16 protein-coding genes are annotated in these 25,108 nt (G+C 40.7%); 4 read left to right on the forward strand and 12 right to left on the reverse strand.

Going from position 1 to position 25,108, the window contains the following annotated elements:
- Positions 1-23: 23 nt before the first annotated feature.
- The 6 genes from FGG15_RS02980 to FGG15_RS03005 all read right to left on the reverse strand — a co-directional run bounded on the left by FGG15_RS02980 (position 24) and on the right by FGG15_RS03005 (position 11,881).
- Entirely contained in the window at positions 24-1,709 is a 1,686-nt protein-coding gene (locus FGG15_RS02980) for a M56 family metallopeptidase (protein WP_138833057.1), read from the reverse strand.
- Positions 1,702-2,067 (reverse strand): BlaI/MecI/CopY family transcriptional regulator, encoded by a 366-nt coding sequence (locus tag FGG15_RS02985; protein ID WP_138833059.1) that lies wholly within the window; start codon positions 2,065-2,067, stop codon positions 1,702-1,704. Before FGG15_RS02985 ends, FGG15_RS02980 begins: the two co-directional genes overlap by 8 nt.
- 79 nt (positions 2,068-2,146) lie before the next feature.
- Entirely contained in the window at positions 2,147-5,494 is a 3,348-nt protein-coding gene (locus tag FGG15_RS02990; protein ID WP_138833061.1) for a VCBS repeat-containing protein, read from the reverse strand.
- Positions 5,495-5,596: 102 nt separating this feature from the next.
- Entirely contained in the window at positions 5,597-7,198 is a 1,602-nt protein-coding gene (locus FGG15_RS02995) for a RagB/SusD family nutrient uptake outer membrane protein (protein WP_138833063.1), read from the reverse strand.
- A gap of 18 nt (positions 7,199-7,216) precedes the next feature.
- The gene (locus tag FGG15_RS03000) at positions 7,217-10,531 is read right to left on the reverse strand and encodes a TonB-dependent receptor (protein ID WP_161991907.1); all 3,315 of its coding nucleotides are present in this window, start codon (positions 10,529-10,531) and stop codon (positions 7,217-7,219) included.
- A 210-nt stretch (positions 10,532-10,741) separates the two neighbouring features.
- Complete coding sequence (locus FGG15_RS03005) at positions 10,742-11,881, reverse strand: FecR family protein (RefSeq protein ID WP_138833068.1); 1,140 nt, start codon at positions 11,879-11,881, stop codon at positions 10,742-10,744.
- A 173-nt stretch (positions 11,882-12,054) separates the two neighbouring features.
- Here FGG15_RS03005 and FGG15_RS03010 point away from each other — a divergent pair, with 173 nt between their 5' ends.
- Positions 12,055-12,600 (forward strand): sigma-70 family RNA polymerase sigma factor, encoded by a 546-nt coding sequence (locus tag FGG15_RS03010; protein ID WP_161991908.1) that lies wholly within the window; start codon positions 12,055-12,057, stop codon positions 12,598-12,600.
- Positions 12,601-12,609: 9 nt separating this feature from the next.
- Here FGG15_RS03010 and FGG15_RS03015 read toward each other — a convergent pair whose 3' ends face one another.
- Both FGG15_RS03015 and FGG15_RS03020 read right to left on the reverse strand, forming a co-directional pair.
- Positions 12,610-13,356 (reverse strand): LytR/AlgR family response regulator transcription factor, encoded by a 747-nt coding sequence (locus FGG15_RS03015; RefSeq protein ID WP_138833072.1) that lies wholly within the window; start codon positions 13,354-13,356, stop codon positions 12,610-12,612.
- Positions 13,353-14,405 carry a sensor histidine kinase gene (locus tag FGG15_RS03020; RefSeq protein ID WP_237561734.1) on the reverse strand — a complete coding sequence of 351 codons (1,053 nt, stop codon included), beginning with the start codon at positions 14,403-14,405 and terminating at the stop codon, positions 13,353-13,355. The genes FGG15_RS03015 and FGG15_RS03020 overlap by 4 nt, the downstream gene beginning before the upstream one ends.
- Before the next feature lie 214 nt (positions 14,406-14,619).
- On the opposite strand from FGG15_RS03020, the gene FGG15_RS03025 reads away from it, so the two are divergent.
- Positions 14,620-15,792, forward strand: a complete 1,173-nt coding sequence (locus FGG15_RS03025) for a heparan-alpha-glucosaminide N-acetyltransferase domain-containing protein (RefSeq protein WP_138833074.1) — start codon at positions 14,620-14,622, stop codon at positions 15,790-15,792.
- Positions 15,793-15,828: 36 nt separating this feature from the next.
- Here FGG15_RS03025 and FGG15_RS03030 read toward each other — a convergent pair whose 3' ends face one another.
- On the reverse strand, positions 15,829-17,232 hold the full coding sequence (locus FGG15_RS03030) for a Gfo/Idh/MocA family oxidoreductase (RefSeq protein WP_237561735.1): 1,404 nt from the start codon (positions 17,230-17,232) through the stop codon (positions 15,829-15,831).
- 219 nt (positions 17,233-17,451) lie between these two features.
- On the opposite strand from FGG15_RS03030, the gene FGG15_RS03035 reads away from it, so the two are divergent.
- Positions 17,452-18,462 carry a LacI family DNA-binding transcriptional regulator gene (locus FGG15_RS03035; RefSeq protein ID WP_138833076.1) on the forward strand — a complete coding sequence of 337 codons (1,011 nt, stop codon included), beginning with the start codon at positions 17,452-17,454 and terminating at the stop codon, positions 18,460-18,462.
- A gap of 4 nt (positions 18,463-18,466) precedes the next feature.
- Here FGG15_RS03035 and FGG15_RS03040 read toward each other — a convergent pair whose 3' ends face one another.
- The 3 genes from FGG15_RS03040 to FGG15_RS03050 all read right to left on the reverse strand — a co-directional run bounded on the left by FGG15_RS03040 (position 18,467) and on the right by FGG15_RS03050 (position 21,844).
- Positions 18,467-19,462 (reverse strand): helix-turn-helix domain-containing protein, encoded by a 996-nt coding sequence (locus FGG15_RS03040; RefSeq protein ID WP_161991909.1) that lies wholly within the window; start codon positions 19,460-19,462, stop codon positions 18,467-18,469.
- Positions 19,463-19,544: 82 nt separating this feature from the next.
- Positions 19,545-20,651 carry a type 1 glutamine amidotransferase domain-containing protein gene (locus FGG15_RS03045; protein WP_138833081.1) on the reverse strand — a complete coding sequence of 369 codons (1,107 nt, stop codon included), beginning with the start codon at positions 20,649-20,651 and terminating at the stop codon, positions 19,545-19,547.
- Between the two features lie 170 nt (positions 20,652-20,821).
- Positions 20,822-21,844, reverse strand: coding sequence for an AraC family transcriptional regulator (locus FGG15_RS03050; RefSeq protein ID WP_138833083.1), 1,023 nt, complete (start codon positions 21,842-21,844; stop codon positions 20,822-20,824).
- 271 nt (positions 21,845-22,115) lie between these two features.
- Between FGG15_RS03050 and FGG15_RS03055 the strand changes: the two genes are divergently transcribed.
- Positions 22,116-25,103: a PA14 domain-containing protein gene (locus FGG15_RS03055; RefSeq protein ID WP_138833085.1), complete on the forward strand. Its 2,988-nt coding sequence runs from the start codon at positions 22,116-22,118 to the stop codon at positions 25,101-25,103.
- Positions 25,104-25,108 lie beyond the last annotated feature (5 nt).

Raw genomic sequence — 25,108 nt, forward strand, 5'->3', positions numbered from 1 at the left:
TAGTTTTTTAATTGATGAATAAACTATTTTAGATAATACACTTGTCGGTCGTATAGTAATCCCTGACTAAAAGCTTCTAGAAAAATCAAATACTTGCTGGAGTGTTTTTTGGACAACTTTCGTTGGTTGAGCATCAATTCCTGATTTTCCAGAATGCGAAATACAACTTGAACGGAATCAAATTTGTGATGTACCAGACCATCTCCCTGTAACTCGCGAATCATTTCTCGAAGAAATTCTTGGCTTTCTTTGGAATACATGGGTCTTAACAAGGGCAAGGCATCTGGATATTTTCTCTTATAATACGCTACCGAATTTGCTGGCACCTTTATCCCTGATACATAGATTCCCCCAAATGGTGTCATTCTAAAGGAAGTATTGAAAGCTTCTTCCGTAATGGGTTTCCCTGTACCATGGTTTTCCAAAACTTCCTGAAGAAATTGCTTCCATTGCTCCGGATCCTTTGTCCTCCGAGCCATGTGTTCCTGCTTCAGTAATTTATCCTTATAAACAATCTCAATGATATCTCCCTTATCCGTCTCTTTGTATTCAAAGTTGTCCGCCAGTTCCTCGTTTCGCAACACCCCATCTTTGTAAAAGTCTTGTGTACCATCGTTATGGATGTGCCATTCACGATGTTCATCAGGGTGAAAAACCATATCTCCATTATCCTCAATATAAAACCAGGGATAGACTTTAGTGCCCTTTGTTATTACATTGGGAGCAAGATTCTTTTTCGCCATAGTACCAAAGCCCAGGGAAACAATGACAAAGAACAAAACCAAGGATGAAAAGATAAATTTGTATTTCCTTTGATATCCACTCTCCCCCACATGAAAAGTGGTCAAGGATTTAATACGGGACAAAACATTACGGTCGCCAAAAGCCAGGGCCAGGTCGTAATGCAATTGATATGACCGTTCCAAGGTTCTGGCATAATCCACTCTGTCATATCCCTTGTTAATAACATTAAGGTCACAAGAGGATTCGCGTTCGTTTTTAACCATAGATGACATGTGCCAGACAAAAGGGTTGAAAAAGAATATCACCTCTAAGAATACCTGAAATAAGTTAATCAAATAGTCATGTCTTTTAATATGCACCAATTCGTGCATCAAAATGATTTCCAGTTCCATTTTACTGAATCCGGTAAGGGCTTCCACAGGAATGTAAATAATAGGCTTCAAATGTCCCATGGTAAAGGGGTGGCTAATATTGTGTATAATGTTTAGGTCAACCTTTTTTTTGATATTGAGCTTTTGGGCCAAATGATTCACTAAAGCTTCAAGTTGCCGATTGGATTCTCCTCTTGTCTGAAACTTAAGTTGGTTTTTCTGCATTACTATTTTGAAGCCAAAAAACAGTATACCCAATAACCAAAGTCCAGTAAACCAGTGATTGTTATCCAACATAAAGACTTGCATGCGTTCCCAAATGCCCAAGCCATATTGGTGATTTTTCCAGTCCGTCAATACCACAATCACCTTGGGTTTCAACCACAAATTATAAATGGAATCACTTGCAAAAAACGATAATGACAACATAACGAAAAAACCAAAGAAAACGGCCAAGGAAAGGTAATACCTAAGGTTACCGTGTTTTGGGTGAATCAGCTTTAGGAAGATAATCAAAAGCAACCAGGATGCGGCTCCAATCCAGAGGGAGTCAATCAAAAAACCGAGCAATCTTGTGAAATCCAAATCAAGCATCCTTCTCCATTTGCTTGATCATGGCCTTAATGGCATCCAACTCCTTTTTAGTAGGCTTGGCGTTACCCAGAAAACTTTGGGCAAAACCCAGAGTGGATCCCCCAAACAGATTTTGGATCATATTCCGCATACCATTGTTCTGGGCCACTTGCCTTTTAATATTGGCCTTGTAGATATGCTTCTTCCCCTCCTTCTTTCTAACCAGCAGACCTTTATCGAACATGATCTGCATTAGTTTTAGGGTGGTGGTATATCCTTTGTCGGAGTCCAAAGCTTCATGTACTTGAAGTACGGAAGCTGCTTCTAGTTCCCATAGGACGATAAGGATTTCAAGTTCTTTGTTAGTATACGCTTTCATCTACGAATTATTTCGTAACAAACATACGAAAAGATTCGTAATAAACAAATATTATGAAAATAAAGATGACTAGCGTACGTTAGTGTGCACCAATGTTCAGCTTGATCAAGTTTAAGCCGCTATCGTTATTGGCTATCACCAGAAATTGTTCTCCTTTAATATTTATCTTAACAATTCCCTTGACATCTCCATCCATGTAAAGGCCACTTTGGTGTGGGTAAAATGCTTGAAAGTCGCCTTGTCCATTTCCTTTTAAGAACGAACCAAAACTGGCATCGTTTCTTGGTGTTTCCACTTCAGAAGTGTAAAGGTTTCCAGCCAGAATCACATCAAGATTGCCATCCAAATCAAAATCGTCAATCTGAATATCGTTTACGGACGAGAATTGAGCCAAGTTTGGAAGTTCGGTTGATTTAAAGGTACCATCGCCCTTATTTTGAAAATAGGTGGTTGCAAAGGTACTTGCCTTAAGCTGCACAGATTCCTCCAGGCTATTTTTACCCACCATATCCAAGACCGTAGCTCCACTAAATTCTTTATAAGTCTTAAACTTATGTTTTAGATAGGGCATTTGTTGTGAGGAGCATTCTTTGCCTCTTACCGGATATACCTTGTCATCATCCTCAAATCCCAAAATGATATCATTCTTCCCATTTTTATCAAAGTCGGAACCGAATACCCTGAACGGCGATTCAGCAGAAGCTCTATACTTATAATTCAATCCCAAATTCCCAGCAATGATATCCAAATTCCCATCTTTGTTGAAATCCGCAACTTCAACGGAATACCACCAACCTTCCGTGTTTTCAAAACCGAGCATTTCAGCCTTCAATTTTTTAAAAACGCCTTGTTCGTTCTCAAGTAGGGTAAGGGGCATCCACTCCCCTACCACCAATAGGTCTTGGTCTTGGTCGTTGTCATAGTCCATCCAGACAGCATCTGTGACCAATCCCAAATCAATCAATCCAATGGCCCTGTCATCGGTTACGTCTATCAGTTTCCCATTTTGATTTTCATAGAGGTAAGAGGATGCAGGCATTGGGTATTTTTGTGGAATCAGTCGACCGGCAACAAACAAGTCCAAATCCCCATCCCCATCATAATCGCATGGTATTGCCCTTCCCCCACTAAAGGCCTTATCTGGAATAAGTTCAGATGAATCTGTAAACTTTCCATTCCCATGATTCAAGTACAGTCTGTCTTTGGAGGCTTTGGCTCCATTAAGGATTTCATTTCCACCGTTGACCACAAACAAATCCTGCAACCCATCATCGTTAATATCAAAAAATACGGCTGAAACTTCTTCACTTTCCTTATTGGCCTTCCAAGGACCATCAATGAATAAGAATTCTCCACTTTTCCGTTGAACAAACATTTGCCCTTCTTGCCCCATTGCACCTCCAATGTACACATCATCAAGTCCATCATTATTGATATCGGTAGTAGCCAATGCAGGACCAAGCTGGGAATATTTATGAGGTAAGAGCACTTCCTTGGCAAAGTCGTTGTATACATTCTCCCTATGTTCAAAATCCAAGCCAAAATGCTGTCCACTAGTTTCAAAAAGCTTGGGATCTTCTTTCTTTTTTTGCTCTGGAGGATAGGTTGCATTTTGGTAATCCAAGATTATGGTTTGGTTGTGGGTTATAAATTCCAAAACCTGCTCCTTGCCATCCGGCCACCTAACAAGCAAGGAATCTACAAGTCTATTTTTTCCCAATCCAAAATGGACTATGGGTTCATGCGAAGACAGATAACCCCTCACCGTCTTGAATTCTTGATACTGTAGTTCTTCACCAATTTTAAGGGTGATTTTTGCCCCTAAACCGGTGACATTATTTTGAGACCCTTTTAGTTTAATTTTCAAGTAATTTCCGGCATTGGAATCGGAACTGGTATTCTGAAATACAAAAGCTTCATCATCCAAATTGTTGATAATTAAATCCAAATCTCCATCATTGTCCAAGTCTGCCACCGCCGCCCCGTTTGAAAAACTATCTTCCTTAAAGCCCCAGTCACTTGAAACATTTTTGAAGTTAAGTTCTCCCAAATTCTTATAGAGGTAATTAACTTCCTTTATCGGTTTGTATAAATTGATGATTTCATCACTCTTCTGGTCAATCAATTCTTCTACCGATTTGAAATTGGGGCCGTTTTGTACAAAGAATTCGGTTAGACGTTTTTCAATATCCTTGTCAAAAATGTCCCTTTTGTATCCATTCGTGACCAATAAGTCTTTATACCCATCATTGTCAAAATCCGAAGCTAGACCTGCCCAGCTCCAGTCCGTTTTGTCAACACCGCTTAGCTTGCCCACTTCACTGAACTTAGTATTGCCCTGGTTTAAATGAAGCATGTTGTGCATGTATTGGTGATGGAAACCCAAATCCAATAATTGGTTGAACCCTTCTACATCCATGGAGGGCATGGACTGTTTGGCCCGTTTATGATCTGACGGGAGCATTTCCGTGACAAAAATATCCTCCAAACCGTCGTTGTTGATATCCATAATATCCACACCCATGGAATAAAGGGATATATGTTTGGTGGCATTTTTGATTTGTTCCTCCAAGTACTTGCCACCCCGATTGATGTATAAATAGTCGTCCTCATCAAAGTCATTGGCCACATAAATATCAGTGAAACCATCGCTGTTTACGTCAGAAGCCACTACGCCAAGACCATATCCAAAATTATGGGCCAACCCCACTTCTCTACCGATTTCAACATATTTTCCATCATCATTCCTATATAATTTATCTCGATTATAACCGTTGGGTTGTTGCTTGTTTTTAAGGACTTCTGCCAATTGGAGCATAAACCGGTCAGGTCTGTTGACCACATAAAGGTCAAGATCACTATCCAAATCAAAATCAAAGAAAACGGCTTGGGTAGAATATCCAATATCGTCCACCCCAAAAATGGAAGCTTGTTCTTCGAATGTGCTGTCGCCCTTATTGATATATAGCAGATTACCGCGATTTTCATCGGTATCTTGCCATCCTCCTCGGCATACATAAATATCCAAAAACCCATCCGAATTAATATCCACCATAGAGACGCCGTTGCTCCATCCCTTCTGTGGTTTTATGTTGGCGTTTTGGGTTATATCCTCAAACCGTAATCCTCCATTATTCAAGTATAGCCTGTCCTCTACCTCATTACCTGTAAAGAAAACATCCTGTAGGCCATCATTATTGATGTCACCAATGGCCACCCCGCCTCCGTTATAGGCGTAACTAAAGTTTTCAAAATATTCAAAGCGTTCCGTTATCCGATTGGTGAAATCAATCCCGGTAAAGTCGCTATCCAACTTCTGAAATAAAACGGTTTTGGCCTCTTTTGGGGTTTCTGTGGAAGTACAACCAATTATCGCAATCAGAAATAGCCACAATACGGAACAAAATGTTGATTGATGCCTTAGCATGAAATCTTTCTTGATATTAAATTGACAAAGCCCTTTTCTTTATCCAAGAAAAGGGCACGTCCAAACTTAAAACTAACTAATTAACTCAAAAGCCAATTATCTTTAATACCCAGGATTTTGCGGATAGTCGTTTGATGATCTATCAATCTGGGTCAGTGGAATGGGCCTTAGTGCGTGATAATCCTGAATGTTGGGTGCTCCCCCAGAATTATGCAATTGTACACGTTCCACCAGTTTACCTGTTCTTACTAAATCGAACCAACGTTTACCCTCGGCTGCAAATTCCTTGGCACGTTCTTCCAAAATCACATCCAAATCCACAGCAGCAATGGGAGGCAATGCAGCTACATTGTCCACATTGTATGCCCGCATTCTCACCTCGTTCAAAAATTGAAGGGCCTTGGTTTGATCCGGTGCGGATTTCAACGCATTGGCCTCGGCTGCTATTAAATAGGCCTCCGCCAAACGGTATACAATGAAATCACGACTTCCTTCTGGTTGATTTACAGATGCCCTATTGGGTTGCTCCCATTTTCTCGAAGTTGGAAAGATACGTTCGGTCAACTCGTCTTGATTATATATCTGACTTGAGAACGGTCTTGTGTCCTTTTCAGCCTGACTCAGGGGTGTTCTTGGAAGCCACACCACTGTGTCACCTTCCATTACTCCGGGAGGGGCTGTATCTGGATTGTTGGAAAAATAAACTGATGTAAAACTTGCATCATAACGTTCATCTTCCATGTCATAAAGATTCAGCAGGTAATCCGTGGGCTTGAACCTTTTCCAAGGTCTTCCATTGGCGATATCCCTTTTCATCCCATCCAATTTATCATACTCCATCAGGAAAAATAAGTGCGCTGGATTTCCAGAGCCATCAAAATTTGGATCATCCGCATATTGAAAGGAAAAAATCACCTCACCATTGTTCTCGTTGGTATCAAGGTTCCATAAATCCTCAACAGGTCTTACCAAAGAAAAAGTTCCACTGTTGATCACTTCTTCGGATAACTGGGCAGCTTGGTCATAATTGCCTTGAGTGAGATGAATTTCGGCCAAGACCATTTTTGCAGCCCAAGATGTGGGTCTTCCCTGATCATTTTGCACCTCAGGCAAAGTCTGCTCTGCAAACTCAATATCCTCCAAAATTCTGGTATAGACCTCTGGAACCGGGGTTCTGTTTGCCTCACTTTCCACTCCTGTGGTTTCGTCGGCCGAATAATGAACTGCTCCCCATTGACGTACCAACCAGAAGTAGTAGTATCCTCTAAGAAATCTGGCCTCTGCCAATATTTGGCTCAACTCTCCAGCGTCTTCAATGATTTCTGGAGCTCTATTGATTACAGTATTGGCGGTGTTGATCCCAACATATAATTCCTCCCAGGCAGCTTGCAAAATACCAGCACTTGCGTTCAAGTCCGTATCATATCTGTTAAAGGATTTGTTGCCTCCATCAGATCCATTGGTATAGGTATCGGTACCAAGTGTCAACAAGGTCCATCCATTTTCTCTGTTATCTCCACCATCATCATTGCCCATTAACGCGGTAAAGGCAGCGTAAGTGGCATTCAAACCAAAATGAATACCTTCTGGAGTTGAATAAATTCCATCAGCAGTGATCCCGCCAGTCAATTCTTCCTCCAAATAATCGTCACAGGAAAAAAAGCACGAAGCGATTATCAATAAGATTACTTTTATATTTTTCATTTTTTTAGGTTTTGTTTTTTAGAATGTTGTGCTCAGTCCAAAGATGAATGTTCTGGGACTTGGCAAATAGTTGCGCCCTGGGAAATTTGAAGTTGGGCCACTATTCGCAACATCTGGATCAATTCCGTCTATCAACTCACTTGAGGTAAATAAAAATGGATTTTGGGCGGTGACATAGAACCTCAGTCTTTGCAAACCTATTTTATCGAGAAATGTCTCATTAAAGTTATATCCCAAGGAAATGTTCCTCACCCGTACATACGATCCATCGAAATAGTTCAACACTCCGGCATCTTTAGGAGATTCTTGATTGGCATTGGGTCTTGGAATGGAGTTACTTGGGTTTTCAGGAGTCCAATAATTCACATCCACATTGTTATATCTTCCAAATAAAGAATTGTTGTTTCCAAAAGCCTGCGATCTTATGGTATGTCCTTGCCTAGTCAAGACTGCGACAGTGAAATCCCAACCCTTGTAGTTTATATTACTTGTTAAACCACCAATCCATTGGGGGTCTTGATAACCAATTATTTTCCTGTCGTCATCGTTTAGAACACCGTCGCCATTCAAATCGGCAAGTTTAATGTCCCCGGGAATCCGTTGAAAAGAACCTGCCAGTGCAGTTTCATCCAATTGCCAGATTCCATCGAACACCCTATCGTAGAAAACACTTAGTTGATCTCCAATAAACCAACGGTTGCCAACATCATCCCCTTGACCTTGCAAAAGGCTCACTATCTCACTTCGGTTTCGGGAGAAATTGAAATCGGTGCTCCATGTAAAATCTTCTGTTTGTACGTTTACGGTACTCAACACAACCTCGATACCCTGGTTTTTGGTTTCCCCTACATTTTGAAGAACCGAATTAAATCCAGATGTGATCGGGATAGTTCTTTCCAATAACAAATCCGAAGTATTACCCACATAGTAATCTATGGAACCAGAGATCCTATTGTTGTAAAACCCAAAATCAATTCCAGCATCAAAGGTGGTAGTGATTTCCCATTTCAGGTCAGGGTTTGCAATTTCGTTGGGTCTAAATCCAAAAGCTGGACTATCACTAAAAGATCCTTCGGTCCTTGAAAGTCCACCTAACGTACTAAAAGGGTCAATGGGGTTCCGTCCTACCGTACCATAGCCCAAACGCAATTTTAAATTGCTAATGGTCTCGGATTCTTGTAGAAAATCTTCCTGACTCACTCTCCAGGCAAAGGAGCCTGAAGGGAAGAAGCCCCACTTGTTACCTTCAGCAAGCTTGGAAGATCCGTCGTATCTTCCTGTAAGGGTAAACAAATACTTGCTCTTGTAGGAATAGTTGAATCTAGCCATAAAGGAAGTCCACCGCTCCGTATCCAACGAGCTGTCCCTGTTGGTCACTTCAGATGCATCCCCTAAATTGTTGAAGGTTTGCGACTCGGAAGGCAAGTCCCTTACGGCCAAAGTGGTAAAATCATCTTTGATATCCTGGGCACTAAAAAGGAAAGTGGCATCCAAGGTGTGAACCTCGTTAAATGTGTTATTGTAATTTACCAAGTTCTCAATGGTAAACGATGTGGTGTTTCTAAGATCCTTCTGTGCCGTATTTAGACCACCACGGTTAACGGAACTGAGAGTTCCCCTAAAATCGTTGTTCCTATCAATGCGAAATTCTGGGCCAATGTTGAGGGTATACTTTAAATGATCATTAAATTGATAGGTCCCAAAAATATTGGCAAAATATCTGAAGGTCTTGTTGTTGTCAACGTAATTGCCAGCTACAAAATCATTCAAAGGATTCCAAATCAGACCATCATCCAGTGGATCCGTGGTAGGAGTAACTCCATCTTCCTCAAAAGGACGTGTTAGCGGAGAATTTCTAAAGATGAAACTCAGTGTACTCCCATCGTTCAAGTCATCCCTATCAGCGAAGGAAATCTGTTGTGAAAGCCCTACCTTCAATTTATCGGTAACATTCATATCCAGGTTGGTCCGCATGGTCAACCTTTCATATTCTGCATTTTTCACGATTCCTTCCTGCTGGAAATAGTTCAAGGATACGTTGTAGCGTACTTTCTCAGAACCTCCAGAAACTCCAACTTGATGATTCTGTTGTAGTCCGTTCTGAAAAATAAGGTCTTGAAAATTGGTATTAATTCCTGCCTGAAAGGCTTCCAGTTGCCCAGCTTCCAACCCATCAGCCAAGGTAGGGATTGGTAAAGTGCCGGGGGCCAAGACCTGCTCCTGCTCACTTGCTGCCCGTTGGGACTCCAACCTCATGGCCACCCACTGATCTGAGTCCATCAAATCGATATTCTCATAGGGCTCTGAAAATCCGATATAGGATTCATAGGAGATCTGTGCCTTACCGGCCTTACCTCTTTTAGTGGTAATCAATACTACACCATTGGCACCACGGGCACCATAAATGGCTGCGGATGACGCATCTTTTAGTATTTCTATGGATTGAATATCATTGGGGTTAAAATCGCTTAGATCTCCAGAAACCGGAATACCGTCCACAACAAACAAAGGCTGATTGGAGAAATTAAGGGAACTTCTACCCCGAATCAAGATACTTGGAGAACTACCGGGCTGGTTACTATCAAAGCTCACATCCACACCGGCTGCCTTACCAGCCAAAGCGTTAAGGGCGTTACTTTCCTTGGTCACATTGACGTCGTCTCCGGAAACCGATGTAATGGCCCCGGTTACATCACTCTTTCTTTGCGAACCGTAACCCACTACCACGACCTCTTCGAGGCCAGCTGTACTTTCGGAAAGTGTCACTTTAAAGGTGGTTTGCTGACCCACCGATACTTCCTTGGTGGCAAATCCTATATAGGAGATTACCAGAATGGCATTGTTATCCGCTACTTCCAAATTAAAGTCACCTTCAAAATCTGTTTGGGTACCATTAACGGTCCCTTTTTCAACCACGCTGGCCCCTGCCAGTGGAACCCCATTTGAGTCAACAACGTTCCCACTTATTTGCTGCTGAACCATTTCATCATCATCAGTTTCGGCATTGGTATCAAAACCGGATATCTTATCCAGTTTTTTGCGGGATAGTAAAATTTGACGGTTGAGAGTTCTGTATTTAACATTAGTATTTTTGAAAAGTAACTTAAGAACGTGTCTGATATCTTTACTTTCAATATCCAGACTTACTTTCCGATTTAAGTTGAGTTGTTCACTTTCGAACAAGAATCGAAATTCGGATTTGGACTCGATTTCATTAAAAACTTGCTCAACAGTTACATTGTCTAGTTTTAAGGTCAATTTGGTGTTCTGAGAATACGAACTAGCGTTTATTTTCAACAATGAAACTAGAAGTAGAAAGGTTGTAAGTTTCATTTTTAAATCAATTTTAGGCAGCGGAATGCTGAATCTACTGCCTTTATGGCATTTTTTCATATTTTTGTTTTGGTTATTAAATAATTTTTGAACTGAGATTATTTAGTCCATTTCATAAATCGGAAGATGTTGCAACCATTTTCCGATTTTTTTTATGTGGTTTTTTACGATTTCTTCATTTCATAGGCATTTAGAGTTTAAGTAGTTTAGTTAATAAATTATCACGTTTTCGTTAGCTTCTATGGTATAATCAAACGGAGTTACATTGCTTATGGATTGCATTACATCGTGTATGCTCTCTATATCTACATGGAACCTTGCATTGAATTTCTTTAGATTGAGTTCCTCCCTATTGTTGGTAATGGAGACATTGTACCTCCGTTCAATCTTTTTGATCATAGTATTGAATTCGGATTTTCTGAATACCAGCTCTCCTTTGATCCAACCGGTGTGCAAATCCAAATCCACTGCGGTTTTTGCAATGCTATGATCGGATTTCTTAAATGATCCTTTAAACCCAGGTTCCAGAATTAGGCTTTCATTGGATTCCGAGATGTTGGACATGCTCACGGAACCTTCTACCAAAACCGTGTTTATTTCCGAATCCTCCTCATATGAGGACACATTGAATTCCGTTCCTAAAACTTCTACGGCCACTTCTCCCGCACTTACAATAAATGGATGTTCAACGTCTTTGGCCACCTTAAAATAGGCTTCGCCATTAAGGAAAACCTCTCGATTGTGATTTTTGATAAAGTTTATGGGATACTTAATGCTGCTCCCGGCATTTAAGTGTACAATGGTGCCATCCGAAAGCTCAAGGTTAAAAATTTGACCATAGGGAACCGCCAATTCATTATAGATCAATTCCTCAATCTCATCATTTTGGTCGTATATCAGTATATCCCCTTTTTGGGTACCCACGACCAAACCATTGGAAGCGACAATTTCCTGATTTTCACCTTGGTCAATTACTTTAACATCCTCTCCTCCAATTTTTAAGGTGATAACATCTGCCGGATTGGAATCCTTGGCAGTATTGAGATTTGCGTTAAAGAAGAAATATGTAGCTGTTATAAGACCAATTAAAATGGCCGCATATTTTAACAGCGAAGTATTTATGGATCGAATAGGCTTGATGGATTCCAAACGTTTCTTAACCAAACCCCAATCATTGTCGATGTCCAATTGGTTCAAAAACTTCAAGGATTCATCTACTAACCCCTTTTGCAAAAGATTTTCTAAAAGTTCCTTTTCCTCGGCATTCAGAGATCGATTAAATTCAGGATTTACCTGACCATTTTTTTGAATTTGTCTTAATGCCGCAATAATTTTTTCCGAGTGGGACATAACATAGTGTTCTATATATATTGTTAAGGAAATGTTATTTTGGGGTGACAGCTTTCAGCGCTTTTTTTAAATAATCGCTAATTTTAGAGGTTTGTTTTTGACAAAAAATTATAAATTTAACGCTTGAAGCACTAACCCTGTAAGAGTTTACATCTGGTAAATAACTGGGAAAATTGAAGATCACTACTCAAAAAGAAGAAAAATTGGAAGGCCTTTTCCGAGAGCATTATGCCTATCTGGTATTGGTGGCTTTTGGCATTGTAGGTAATCAAGATATTGCCAAGGATGTGGTGCAGGATTTCTTTGTTTGGTACTGCCAAAAAGAAAAGGAAATTGCTGTTAGAGGTACTTTTAAGACCTATGCCGCAAGAGCTGTAAAAAACCTTAGCATACAACATATTGAAAAGAAAAAAAGAAAGGTAGATATCCTAAAAAACTTGAATCCAAGAGAGTTTGAGGAACCCTTAGTGTTGGCCAACAAAATCTCCAATGAACAACGACTTAGGGAATTGCTTGATAAATTACCTACCGCTAGAAGGGAAATTTTCATTTCCTATGTGGCCTACAATATGAGTTATTCGGAAATTGCCAAGGAAAATGACATTTCAATCAATACGGTCAAAACCCAAATGAAAAGGGCCTACGCTTTTTTCAAGAATCACATTCCGGACAATTCCGTTCTGGTTATTCTTCTGACGCTTCTCCTTAAAAACTTGTGAGAACCATTTTCAAATCGAATTGGAGTTTTCATTTTTTAGATTGAAAACATGATCCGCCAAAATCCGTTCCTTGGCTATTTTAAGATAACTACGACCTATGGGAATATTTTTAGTGCCAACTTCCACATTGTGTCTTTCCATGTACATGACCTTGTCTATGGCAATCACATAGGATTTATGAACTCTAAGAAAATTGCTTTTTGGTAGTTCGGCAATAATCCCAGATAGGGATTGATACACAATGTAATATCCTGACAATGTGTTTATTTTGATATAGTCTTTCAAGCTTTCAATGAACAATATTTCCTTGAACAGAATCTTCACCATCTTCTTGTTTGCCCGAATAAAAAAATAGGTGTTCTCCACCTCTCTTCTACCCATTGCGCCTTCCTTAGTTATCATCAACCTTTCAGAAACCTTATTGACCGCTTTCATAAACCGCTCCAAACGAATGGGCTTTACCAAATAATCAACCACATTGAACTCATAACTTTCCAGGGCATATTCCCGGTAGGCTGTGGTAATAACCACCAGCGGTTGTTTTTGCATACTTCCAAGAAATTCAAGACCGCTTAAATGTGGCATGTTGATATCCAGAAATATTACATCTATCTCTTCATTTTCTAGGTCGGAAAGTGCATCCGTGGCCTTGGTATATGTATTTACAACGCAAACATTGTCCAGCTTTTTGATATAGGACTCCAAAATACTGATAGCCAAGGGTTCATCGTCTATAATCAAGCAATTGATTTTCATCCTAAAGGTATTTTTAATACAACATGGTATTGATTGTTCTCTGGATACGTCTCAAGTTGATAGGTATCTCCATATAAAAGTTCGAGTCGTCGTCTTGTATTGGCTATACCAATACCTTCCTTTGTTTTTGAGGTGTTGGCAGGATCAAAATCATTGGTCAAATAAAAGGTCAGCAAATCCCCTTCCCTTTCATTCTTCATCTTTATCCAAATACTGCCATCACTCAGTTGCCCATGTTTAAAGCAATTCTCTACGAAAGGTAAAAACAACAAAGGAGGAAGTTTAACATCATCCAATTGTCCCTTGGTCTGGACATCGCAATTTAGTTGATATCCATGTCTAATTCGCTCCAGTTCAATATAATTTTTTATGTATTTGATTTCCTTGGCCAAAGGGATTTTTTTCATGTTTATATCGTAGATGACATATTCCATGATTTCGGACAACTTAAGAACGACCTCTGCAGCTTTTTTGGAACGCTGCAAGGTAAGGGCGTAAAGATTGTTTAGGGTATTGAAAAAAAAGTGCGGCTGAATCCTTGCCTTTAAAAATTTAAGTTCGGTCTCTGATTGTAGTGCCAATAAATGTTTGCTTTTATTCAATTGAACCACATATTCTACAGTGAACTTTATGGCAGAGACCAACCCAATCACATATATCTCGCCCAAAACCACGGTAACGATATGATTGAACCCGAAGGGTTCATGAATTCCTTCGGCCTCCCTCCAAATTACTTCACAAACCCACCAATACGATAGGCCTACCCTAACAAAATAATGGCACCCAAGGGCAAGCAGCAATAACAGGACATAGGTTTTATATCGTTTGGATAGAATAAATTTTGGAACCAGGTAGTAAATGTTGAAGTACACCATAATCATATGCAATGGAAACTCCACCATATTGGATTTGAATGAGTACCAATAATCATGGAAATAACTGCCCCATCGGATGGAATTGAACAAAAAATAGACCACCCAAAATATGATATGATACCGAATGGGAATCGTGGTCTTCACCTTGTTCTCTATGTTCCAAAATGCACTCAATACTGAACTTTAACCCCGGATTAGGATGGATGAAAATTAGATGTTTTTGTCCAATCTACAAACTTGATAATCACCCTATTTGGTGAAGAAACACGTCGATATAGGAAAACCATGTGATTGGACTTCACAAACATACCGTTCAGATAAAAAATAATTTAGACTTTTTAAAAAACAATACTTTCAAATTGTTAATTATAGTTGGAAATCACATTTTATGCGCCTTGCATCCATAGATATTTTACGAGCAGTTACCATGGTCTTAATGATTTGGGTAAACGACTTTTGGACACTTTCCAATGTCCCCAAGTGGCTCATGCATGCCGCTGGCAATGAAGATTATCTGGGTTTTTCAGATATTATCTTCCCGTTATTTTTATTTATCGTAGGCCTAAGTATCCCCTTCGCTATTAGGAACAGAATGCATAAGGGAAAATCAAGATCATCCATTGCCTTACATATTCTCATTCGTTCGTTTTCCCTTTTACTCATAGGATTTTACCTTATGAATTATGAAGTAGCATTTGACGAAGGCATTTTAATTGGAAAAGATTTCTGGACAATCTTAATGACCCTGGCCGTTGTCCTGGTTTGGGTTGACTGGGAAAAAACGTCGACTCCAAAAAAATATCATCCACATTTTAGGGCAGTAGGTGCCGTCTTATTGATCTTTCTGGCAATTATTTACAAAGGTGGAGATACAGGTCAGGATTGGATGCAAGTGCACTGGTGGGGTATTTTAGGGCTTATTGGCTGGGCATATCTTTCTAACGCCCTAATCTTTCTTTATTCCAAAGGAAATTTAACAGCGATTGTGCTTGTTTGGTTTGTTTTCAATGTACTGTGCGTTCTTTTTCAATTGGGAATAGTGGAAGGCCCGGATGGATTTTTACGATATTTCTCAGTGCTGTACCAAGGTACCATCCCTGCTTTTACTGCGGCTGGAGTATTAACCACTTTGCTGTTCCAAAAATATTCCACTACCAAAATAAATTACGCCTATCTGATCTTGGCCATCTTGGGGATTGTTAACATAGCAATGGGATTGATTACCGGACCAATTTGGGGCATCTCAAAAATACAAGGGACCCCTTCATGGTTAGCCATTTGCTCTGGAATTGGGGTTTTGGCCTTCATTTTGTTTCATTATTTGGCTGATATCAAGAAAAAAACCAAATGGGCGACCTTTATTTCCCCTGCCGGAACAGCCACCCTTACCTGCTATATGATTCCATACATGGTGTACCCGATTCGCAGTTTGTTGGGCTTTCGGCTCCCGGACATTTTCAACAGCAGCTTTGTTGGACTATCGCTGTCCTTCGTTTTTGCACTTCTTGTGGTGGCTTTTACAGGTTGGATGGAACGCAAGGGGTATAAACTGAAACTTTAAAGGAATAGCGATGTATAACTCCTTCTATGAATTCCTTTACAACCTTTTTTCCCGAGGTTCAAGATCCGTTAACTCCGCTATTTTGATGGGGCGACCACTTTCAATACTCTTCCTGGCCCCAATGCCAATAAGAATGGACATAGCTCCGTCCCTTACCCCAGCAGCTCTGTCAAACGGGTCTTGGGTGTTAGGGAGTTTAAAGATTTTCTCATGAAGCCGCTTATCCCCTCCTCCATGTCCCCCTCTTTCCATGGGTACTTGTACGGTTTCATGGTCTTTCCATAGATGATGGAGAATCATGGGTTTGTACCCTTCCACTTCCTTAAGGTTCTGGGTCATTTCCAAAGCGTGGAGTTCTTCTTGACTCAAAGGATTTTCCTTGCGGTAAGGAATATCGTGCCAAGCCTCTAACCTACCCTTGGTTCCATTGAACGCAATCCGCCATCCTTCAAACGGGGAATAGGTAGTCAATGAATAATTGACTACGGTTCCATTGGCATATTTTATCTGGGAAGACATCTTATCATAGATGTTTATTTCTTCGCGAAACAGACAGTTGTCCCGGATATAACCATCATGCTTTTCGTTGTTGACATAGAGGTTCATGTCCATTTTGCTTTGGGTGATATCCCAATGAAAATCACAATTATCCACATGTTTACAATCTCTGCAATTCTTTCCCCTAAAAGTATTGGCACTGCCATAATGCTCCAAATCCCCATAGGCAAATACTTCCATGGGATCCGAATCCAACCACCAGTTCAATAAATCAAAATGATGTGTGGCCTTGTGCACCCACAAAGTTCCCCCTGTCTGACGCAGGCCGTGCCATCTCCTAAAATAGGACGCTCCGTGATAGGTATTTAAATACCAGTTAAAATCTACTGAGGTTATTTTACCAATGGTCTCCTCCCGAAGCAATTCCTTTATTTTGGTGTTATAGGGAATCCAGCGATAATTGAATCCAACAATTACCTTATTGTTGTGTTTCCTCTCGGCATCTATAATTTGCTGGCATTTGACCTCATCAGTGGTCATGGGTTTTTCTGTCAATACATCACACCCCAGCTCAAGACCTCGGATAATGTATTCATGATGCGTGGAATCGGTTGTGGTAACAATGACCAAATCCGGTTGGTTCTGTTGAACCATTTGATCAAAGTTGGAATAAGTGCTGCACTTTACGCCCATGTAGTTCTGGGCAAAAGCCAGTCTGCCTGGATTAATATCGCATAAACCTACAAACTCCAAGGTGTCCGAATAGGTATCCACCAATCGCTTACCCCAAAATGTGATGCCCCTTATCCCGGTTCCCACCAACACAACTTTTAGTTTTCTTCCCATAAATGCAAAGTTTAAGGGCGATGCTTCCATCATAGTTCCGGCGGCCAACATGGACACCGCAGTTAAAAATTTTCTTCTGGTTTGTTTGTCATTCATGGCGGTTGCGGTTTTGCGGGTTATATGGTGATTTTTGAACTTCGGCAACTATGTAAGAATCTATTCATTTGAATAAACCAATTCAGTCTACTTGGATGTTTTTGTGCAATCGATTACACAATTATAGCAATTTACAATGCGTAATCAAAATATTTTTACCATCTTGCTCCCGTTGTAAGCGTTTAATTCATCCTATTTTGAATTTTTGGATTCTGTCAAATGACAAACAAAACAACCATCTATGATATTGCCAACCGGCTAAATCTTACTGCTGCGACGGTCTCTCGGGCACTGAACAATAACCCTAGAATAAGTAAAGCCACAAAAAAATTGGTACTGGAAACCGCTAGGGAAATGAACTATGAGCCCAATAAGTTGGCCCTGGCCCTAAAAAAAGGAAGAAGCAACAATGTAGGGGTGGTAGTCCCTTACATCAACCACAGTTTTTTTTCCACAATTATTAGAGGAATTGAGGAAGAGTTGCATCCCAAAGGATACCATGTCATCATAAGTCAATCACATGAAGAAGAGGACCGGGAAGGTCAAACCATAAAAAGCCTGTTAAATGCCCAGGTGGAGGGCATTTTGATTTCAGTCTCCCGATCTACCAAAAATACAGAACACCTGAACGAGGTAGTACAAAAAGGTATTCCATTGGTCTTCTTTGACCGAAAGAAAGATATTAATGGGGTTAGTTCCGTGATATTTGATGATTATCAGGGGGGCTATCAGGCCACCAAACATTTAATTGAATTGGGATGTTCCCGTATCGCTCATTTTTCGGGCGATAGATCTTTGGAAATATACCAAGACAGGTACCAAGGTTATGTAAGCGCACTTAAAGATCACGGAAAGGAGCCTGTCCAAGATTTGGTTTTAGAAATTCGTAGTACGGCAGAAGACGGCATACAGGCAATAAAAAGCCAGATGGCGCTAAAAAATCCACCAGATGCCATTTTCTCATCCACGGATTACGGAGCACTGGGTGCAATCACATGGTTAAAGAACAATGGTTTTAATATACCCTCGGACATCCGTGTTGTTGGATTCAGCAATGAACCTTTTACTGAGTTTATGGACCCTCCCATTAGTTCAATGGACCAATCCCCTCTAGAAATGGGAAGAAAGGCTGCCCAAATGTTCTTGGAGCAAGTAGGAAAAAAATCTGCATGGAAAGAAAAAAGAATAGTCCTCCCTCCTAACCTAATTGTTAGGAAATCATCCTCATAATTGTTTAGGCTGAATGCGTTTTCCTGAAGGCCGAAGGAGTTAGCCCTTCAAATTTTTTGAAGGCGCTGTTAAAAGAGGACAGGCTACTGAAGCCGGAATCAAAGGCTATGCTTGATATAGTGAAATTTTCATTGTCCTTGTCCCCAAGTAGTTTCTTGGCCTCTTGAATCCTGTAGAAATTAACAAAGTCATTGAAATTTTGCCTGGCATGTTGGTTGATGACTTCGGAAGTTTTCTGCGTACTAACATTCACCAACTTGCTCAAACTGGATAGGGAAATATCGGATTCCAAATACAACTTGTTATCGACCAGATGACGAGTCAATAGGTGAAATAGGTCTAAATCATTATTCCTTTTAAAAGCATTTCCATCCATATCCGTCACCTTGAGTCGAAATGCTTTATAACTCAAGAAATAGACCACCATGGAATACATAATTGGCCCAACGATATAAGGCACTGCATCTTCCACAATATTTAGCACGTAGGAAATCCAAATAATAACTAAACCTATAAGTAGCATTCCCAACCAGCTAAAAATGGCTTTTTGGGATTTGGTCCGAAGCTCCTTGGGATGGTTTTTTATCATTTTTTTGTAACCCCTACTCGAGATAAAGATGTAAAAGGCAAAATGCAGGTAAATAAAAATAAGTACGCTCCCAAATATGATAATGACTTCCTTATTGTTCGTCTCAAACCAAGCTTTGTTAACGAAAAAACTGGCCAGAAAAACCAGGGCAAAGGGAATCAATTCCAAGGCATAAAACTTCGGCAGGGTAAAACCTGAACTTGTCATTCCATTAACATACCAGCGCAACATCGGACCAATACCTAACAAAAAAGCCAAGCCTGCGAAAATAAACGCAGGCTCAAGATCATTTCCAAAATACAACAGTACCGATTTGCCTATTCTAAATGCCATTAGCATCAGTATCAAGGCCAACAAGGAATTGGGCAAGGTTCTTTTCTTTTTAAAGAAAAGCAGATACAACGCAAACATAGTACCATGCAAAAGGCCGGCGCTGCTAATAATTACAAGAAGTATATCTAGAAATCCCAAACAACCAATTTCTCAAATGTAGCTATATTTTCCCGCTTTTGGCTTCGCACTTTTTGGCATGGGAAACCAACCCAATAAGTGTGGCAAACTGCCCTAGCTCTCCTTTCATGGCAGCAATTATTCCATGCTTGGCGATCAACACACGGTCCAATGGTTTATTCTGCTCCACCAATACGTTTTCCATCAATTGCTTGGCCGGTTGTTTTCCTGACTCATGAAATTTTAGAAGCACCTGCACCGCGTTCTCCTCTGCAGTGATTTCCCGCTGTTTTGGGGTGTATCCCATTTGCTGAATCATTTGTTCGGCCACACTCCAGGTAGACCATGGATTTTGTCCGGTTATCAAGTTATGGTCATGGCTAACGTTGTCCAAATACATAACCCCTTCATTGAACCTGGCACCTTGTTCCACCATTTTATCCTGTAGCAAAAAAGGAAAGATGGTTTTAGCATCGGAGATTAGCAGCAGTTCCTCTTTATTGGTAAAACCGCTTACGGTTTTGTTGTCCAATATATGCTGTCCATTGTCCAATGTTACATTGACCAAGGCTGCTGGACCATGGCAAACAGCTCCAATAATTTTATTGGATTGATAATAGTTTCTAACCAATGCTTGAATAGCAGTGTTATTTGGAAAATCAAACATGGCACCTTTCCCGCCAGCAAAGAAAACCGCTTGATAATCTTCTGAGACCACTTGGTCCATGGGGATGGTGTGGCTTGTTTTATGTTGAGCGATGGAATCATTCAAAAATGCGAAGTCAAAGGCTCCCATATCTTCATCGTCAATAACCACGGGAGGTTTTCCCCCATCTGGACTGGCAATGTCCACTTCAAATCCGTTGGCTTGGAAGGTGTAGTATGCCCTTGCCAATTCTGTCAACTCATAACCAGTGCTTTTTTCACTGTTCCCCATGGTATCTGCACTGGTCACCACAGCAAGTATTTTGCCTCTATATGGTACAGGGTTGTTCACCAAATAAGACAATTCTGTTGCTGAAGCAGATGTTACGGATTCATCTCTGGCTGGTATCAAGCTTTTAAACCAGAACCCAAAGGATACAACAACTATAATTAAACCAAGAATAAAGAGCGATACCCATTTCAGTATCCGATATTTTTTAAACATAACTTTTGATTTAGAATTTTGAAGCGAAATAAGGGCAGGACATCAACAAAAGCTGTCGAAATGATAATTCCGTCAGAGCAAAAGATGATTTAGAAAGAAATAATAAGATAGCAGGACAAGCCCTAATGGATCAAATCCTAATAATTTCTGGAGAAAACGTAACCTGCGTTCTAAAGAACCAAGTCCAAGTGTTTTAGCCGATACTGATTAGGTGTACACTTTTCATGTTTTTTGAAAACGGACGAAAAGTACTGACTGGTGGTAAATCCCGTTCGATAAGCCACTTCGGTTATCGTGAGCTCAGGCTCTTCCAAAAGCATTTTTTTGGATAACTCCAGGCGTCGCATCATCAAATAGCGCATGGGTGTTAGGTTGGTAATTTGTTTGCAATGGTACGTAAACCGTGTAACGCCCACCCCGGCAGATTGGGACATTTCCTCAATGGTCCAGTTTTCCGAAAGGCTATTTTCCAACTCCTTTAGAAAAAAGTTCACACTTCTGGAACTCTCGGTAAGTGACTCGTTCAGAACAATATCGTCCGTATCCACCAAATCCAGAATCAAAATCAACAGATAATTGATAAGCAATCTTATTTTTGAGGCGTTGCTACCAAATTCATCGGCATCAATGGCCTTCCCAAGTGCAATAAAACAATCACGAACCTCTTTATTGGTTTTTAAAATCGACTGATCATTCTGTCTCAAGATAGTGGTTAACCTGTTCAAATCGTTGGGAGTTAAAGTAACCCAATCAGGCCAAATCCATTCTTGATGGGGCCTACGTACTCCCAAATCCAAGATGACCCAGTAAAACTTACCCATTCCCACATACGGATTGCCTACCTTATGCACCTCCCAGGGCCTTGTAATGGTTAAATAATTGGGCTTTAGAAGGACTTCTTTGTTTTCCTGCGCATAAGGCATACTGCCGGACTCCAAGAAATGGAATTCGATACCTTCGTTGCGATGCCAATCCAATCCCCAATCCTGGGGTTCGTGCGCATCCCAATACCCAATGCTGTTCAATCCCAAGGTATTATCATCCAATCGATCACCTGGATAGGTATGTCGTGCCAACATTTTGGTCTTAATCTTGTTTCTTTGGGCCGCGTCAACCAAAGGGAGGCATTTGTCCGCATGGTACACTATTCCATCGCCTAAAAAAGGTTCTATCTCCTGTACATTTTCTTTCATCGAAACCACATAATCAATCAGATGTGAAAATTAACCATTTCGTGGGCCTAATCAAAACTGGATTGCCCACCAAATAAGGGATTTAACTTAAATCCCTGTTTTTTAACAATCCTGTCCGTATTGGATTGTGATTGTACAAAATATTTCAGTGTTTAATAGTGCACACTTAACTAGATGCAAATCGCTAACTTTCCAAGTCGAAATATCAACTAGCGGGCATACCCTTTGCACAAACCAGTTAATGAACCCATGCCCAAACTAAACAACCAAAATGACATTCAGAAATAAATCAACTGCCTTATTTAGCTTGATACTTCCCGTATTACTATTGATTTCAAGTTGTTCTACCAAACCCGATCCGCATAAAAGACCAATGGAAACCTGGGTTTTTAGATCGGTTTTGGATAAAAAACCGCGAATGGTTACGGCTGCGTTGCACAACAATATGTGGTTAGCCTATGATACCCAGGATGGCACCTTGTACAAAGCTTGGAAAGGTGGGGTAAACTTTGATGGTGCCGTTTATACAACAAAACACGGCCCCCAGCCTACAAGTTTGGGATATGCTTATTTATCCAACAAGGAGCAATGGACCCTTACCAAAGATGGCAAGCAGACCGAAGCCCAGGTACAATACAAGGGACATAAATTTACCAATGGAGGGGTGAGTTTCAACTATGTGCTAATGACTCCGGATAGTGAAATCATTGAAGTTGTAGAGACACCAACCTACATTGCTGAAGGTGATAAGAATGGGCTACAGCGCAGTTTCGAAATTTCCAACCCAACAGATTACCAAGTTGTTTTGGAAACCGTGGTCTCTTCCTTACAAAATGAAAACGACTATTCAACAACAGGTTCATTTACTGACACTTCCAAAGAAGAAATTCAATTTGAGGATGGTGAAATTCTACAGATTAAGGGAAGTTTGGTGTTCAACGAACCCAAGACAATCTTTAGTGCTTACTTCCATCCAGGATTTGACAAGCTGGAGCAGAATAACAATGAGCTGGCCCTAGAGGAAAACACTAAAAAGATGTCTCTTGGCGCAAGATTGATCGAAGGAAGTGATTGTAAAGCTTGTCACAATGAAGAGGTTAAAACGATAGGTCCGTCATATATGGCCATTGCTGAAAAATATCCCATGAACGACGCCACAATTAAAAACCTGTCAGAAAAGATAAAACTAGGTGGAAACGGAGTTTGGGGAGAAGCCATGATGACAGCCCACCCAGACCTTCCAGATGCAGATGTGGAGGAAATGGTAAAGTACATTCTGGCCTTGGATACCGATTCGGATGAAGAGGAAGACGAACTCCCTGCAGAATTCACTTTGGACACAGAATCCATTCCATTAGATTTTAAGGAAAAGGTTAAACCAAAATCCGGAAACGGCTTGGTAGCGCACTTGTTTTTGGCTGGCGATGAAGATATAGAAACCAATGCAGCATCCAATAAAACCACAACCAGCAATGTACACATCCTTAAGACCGATGATTTTGGGGGAATCAATGCCAATTTTAAGCTCGTATTAAAAGGGCAAATCACCATTCCACAGACTGGCAGCTACGATTTTAGATTGATGAGCGATGATGGTTCCTACTTGTTTTTGGATGAGGAACTTGCAATTGACAATGGCGGTTTTCATGCGGTAGAGGCGGTAGATGGTGAAATGTACCTGAAAAAGGGAGCGCATGAAATCAGAATTGAGTTTGAACAAGGAGGAGGAGATGCTGGATTGTCGTTTCAGTGGTTCAACAAGGCCAATGAGCAATTCGAATTATTGCCCAACGAAATATTGACGTATACCGAAGCGCATTTTTCTGATACAACTCCTTACGAAGCGCCAATGTCGGCAGATGAAAAGGATAAGGAACTTAGAAAACCCGGGGATAAAAAACCATTGGAAGATGTGCATCCATCCTTTACATTGTTCCAAGCTAGACCGGATGATTTTAAACCTCGTGTTGGCGGAATGGATTTTAAATCGGACAGCACCCTGATCCTGAGTACTTGGGATGCAGAAGGGTCAGTGTATGTCATTAAAAACTATCTTTCAGGGAATCCTGGCGAGATCGTGGTGAAAAGGATTGCCTCCGGTCTAGCCGAACCTTTGGGTGTAAAAGTGGTAGATGATGAAATATATGTGCTTCAAAAACAGGAACTGACCAAGCTCATTGACCATGACGGTGACGAAATTATTGACGAGTACCAAGTAGTGAGCAACAAATGGAAAGTTTCAGATAATTTCCATGAATTTGCCTTTGGTCTTGAATACAACGATGGGCATTTTTATGCTACCCTGGCCACCGCTATACTTCCTGGTGGTGCAAGTGCTTCACCACAGATTCCGGACAGAGGGAAAACGATCAAGGTCAACAAGGAAAGTGGCGATTTGGAGTTTATAGCGCATGGACTGCGTACGCCCAACGGAATAGGATTCAATAAGGACAAAGAGCTTTTTGTTGCGGATAATCAAGGAGATTGGTTGCCTTCATCCAAAATTGTCCATATCCAAAATGGTGAATTCTATGGATCTAGGTCGGTAGACCCAGAGGGTACTGCAAATCTTGATGAAAAATTGCCAGTGGTCTGGCTGCCACAGGATGAAATTGGGAATTCCCCAAGTGAACCTTCCTATTTGGATGTAGGTCCGTACAAAAGTCAATTGATACATGGTGAAGTGACACATGGAGGCATCAAACGGGTGGCCTATGAAAAGGTGGAAGGTCAACTGCAGGGTGCCGTGTTCAGATTTACCCAGGGTATTGAAGCCGGGGTTAACCGTATTAGATGGGCCCCTGATGGTTCACTCGTAATCGGGGGTATAGGCGTATCTGGTAATTGGTTGCATTACGGCAAGCTGAACTACGGTCTTCAGCGCATGAAGTACAATGGCAACACCACTTTTGAGATGCTAAAAATAACATCCAAATCCAATGGTTTTGCCATAGAATTTACAGAACCCTTGGCCGGAGATACCGATCCAGCCAATCTGTTGGAAGTGGAACAATGGTATTATCTACCTACAGAAGCATATGGCGGGCCAAAACTCGATCACAAAATGCTCAGGAGCAGCGTGAATGGAATATCAGATGATCGCAAGACAGTTTATGTTTCCGTCCAAGGCCTGAAAGAAAACCATGTGGTGTATTTCCATCTTAACCCCAACCTAAGAAGTAGTTCGGATCAGGATATTTGGAGCACAGAGGCATGGTATACCTTAAACAAAATTTCAAAAGACGATTTGTCGGATTGAAACTT

Origin of the sequence: Flagellimonas algicola, assembly GCF_005937185.1 — a bacterium.
Taxonomy (GTDB): domain Bacteria; phylum Bacteroidota; class Bacteroidia; order Flavobacteriales; family Flavobacteriaceae; genus Flagellimonas; species Flagellimonas algicola.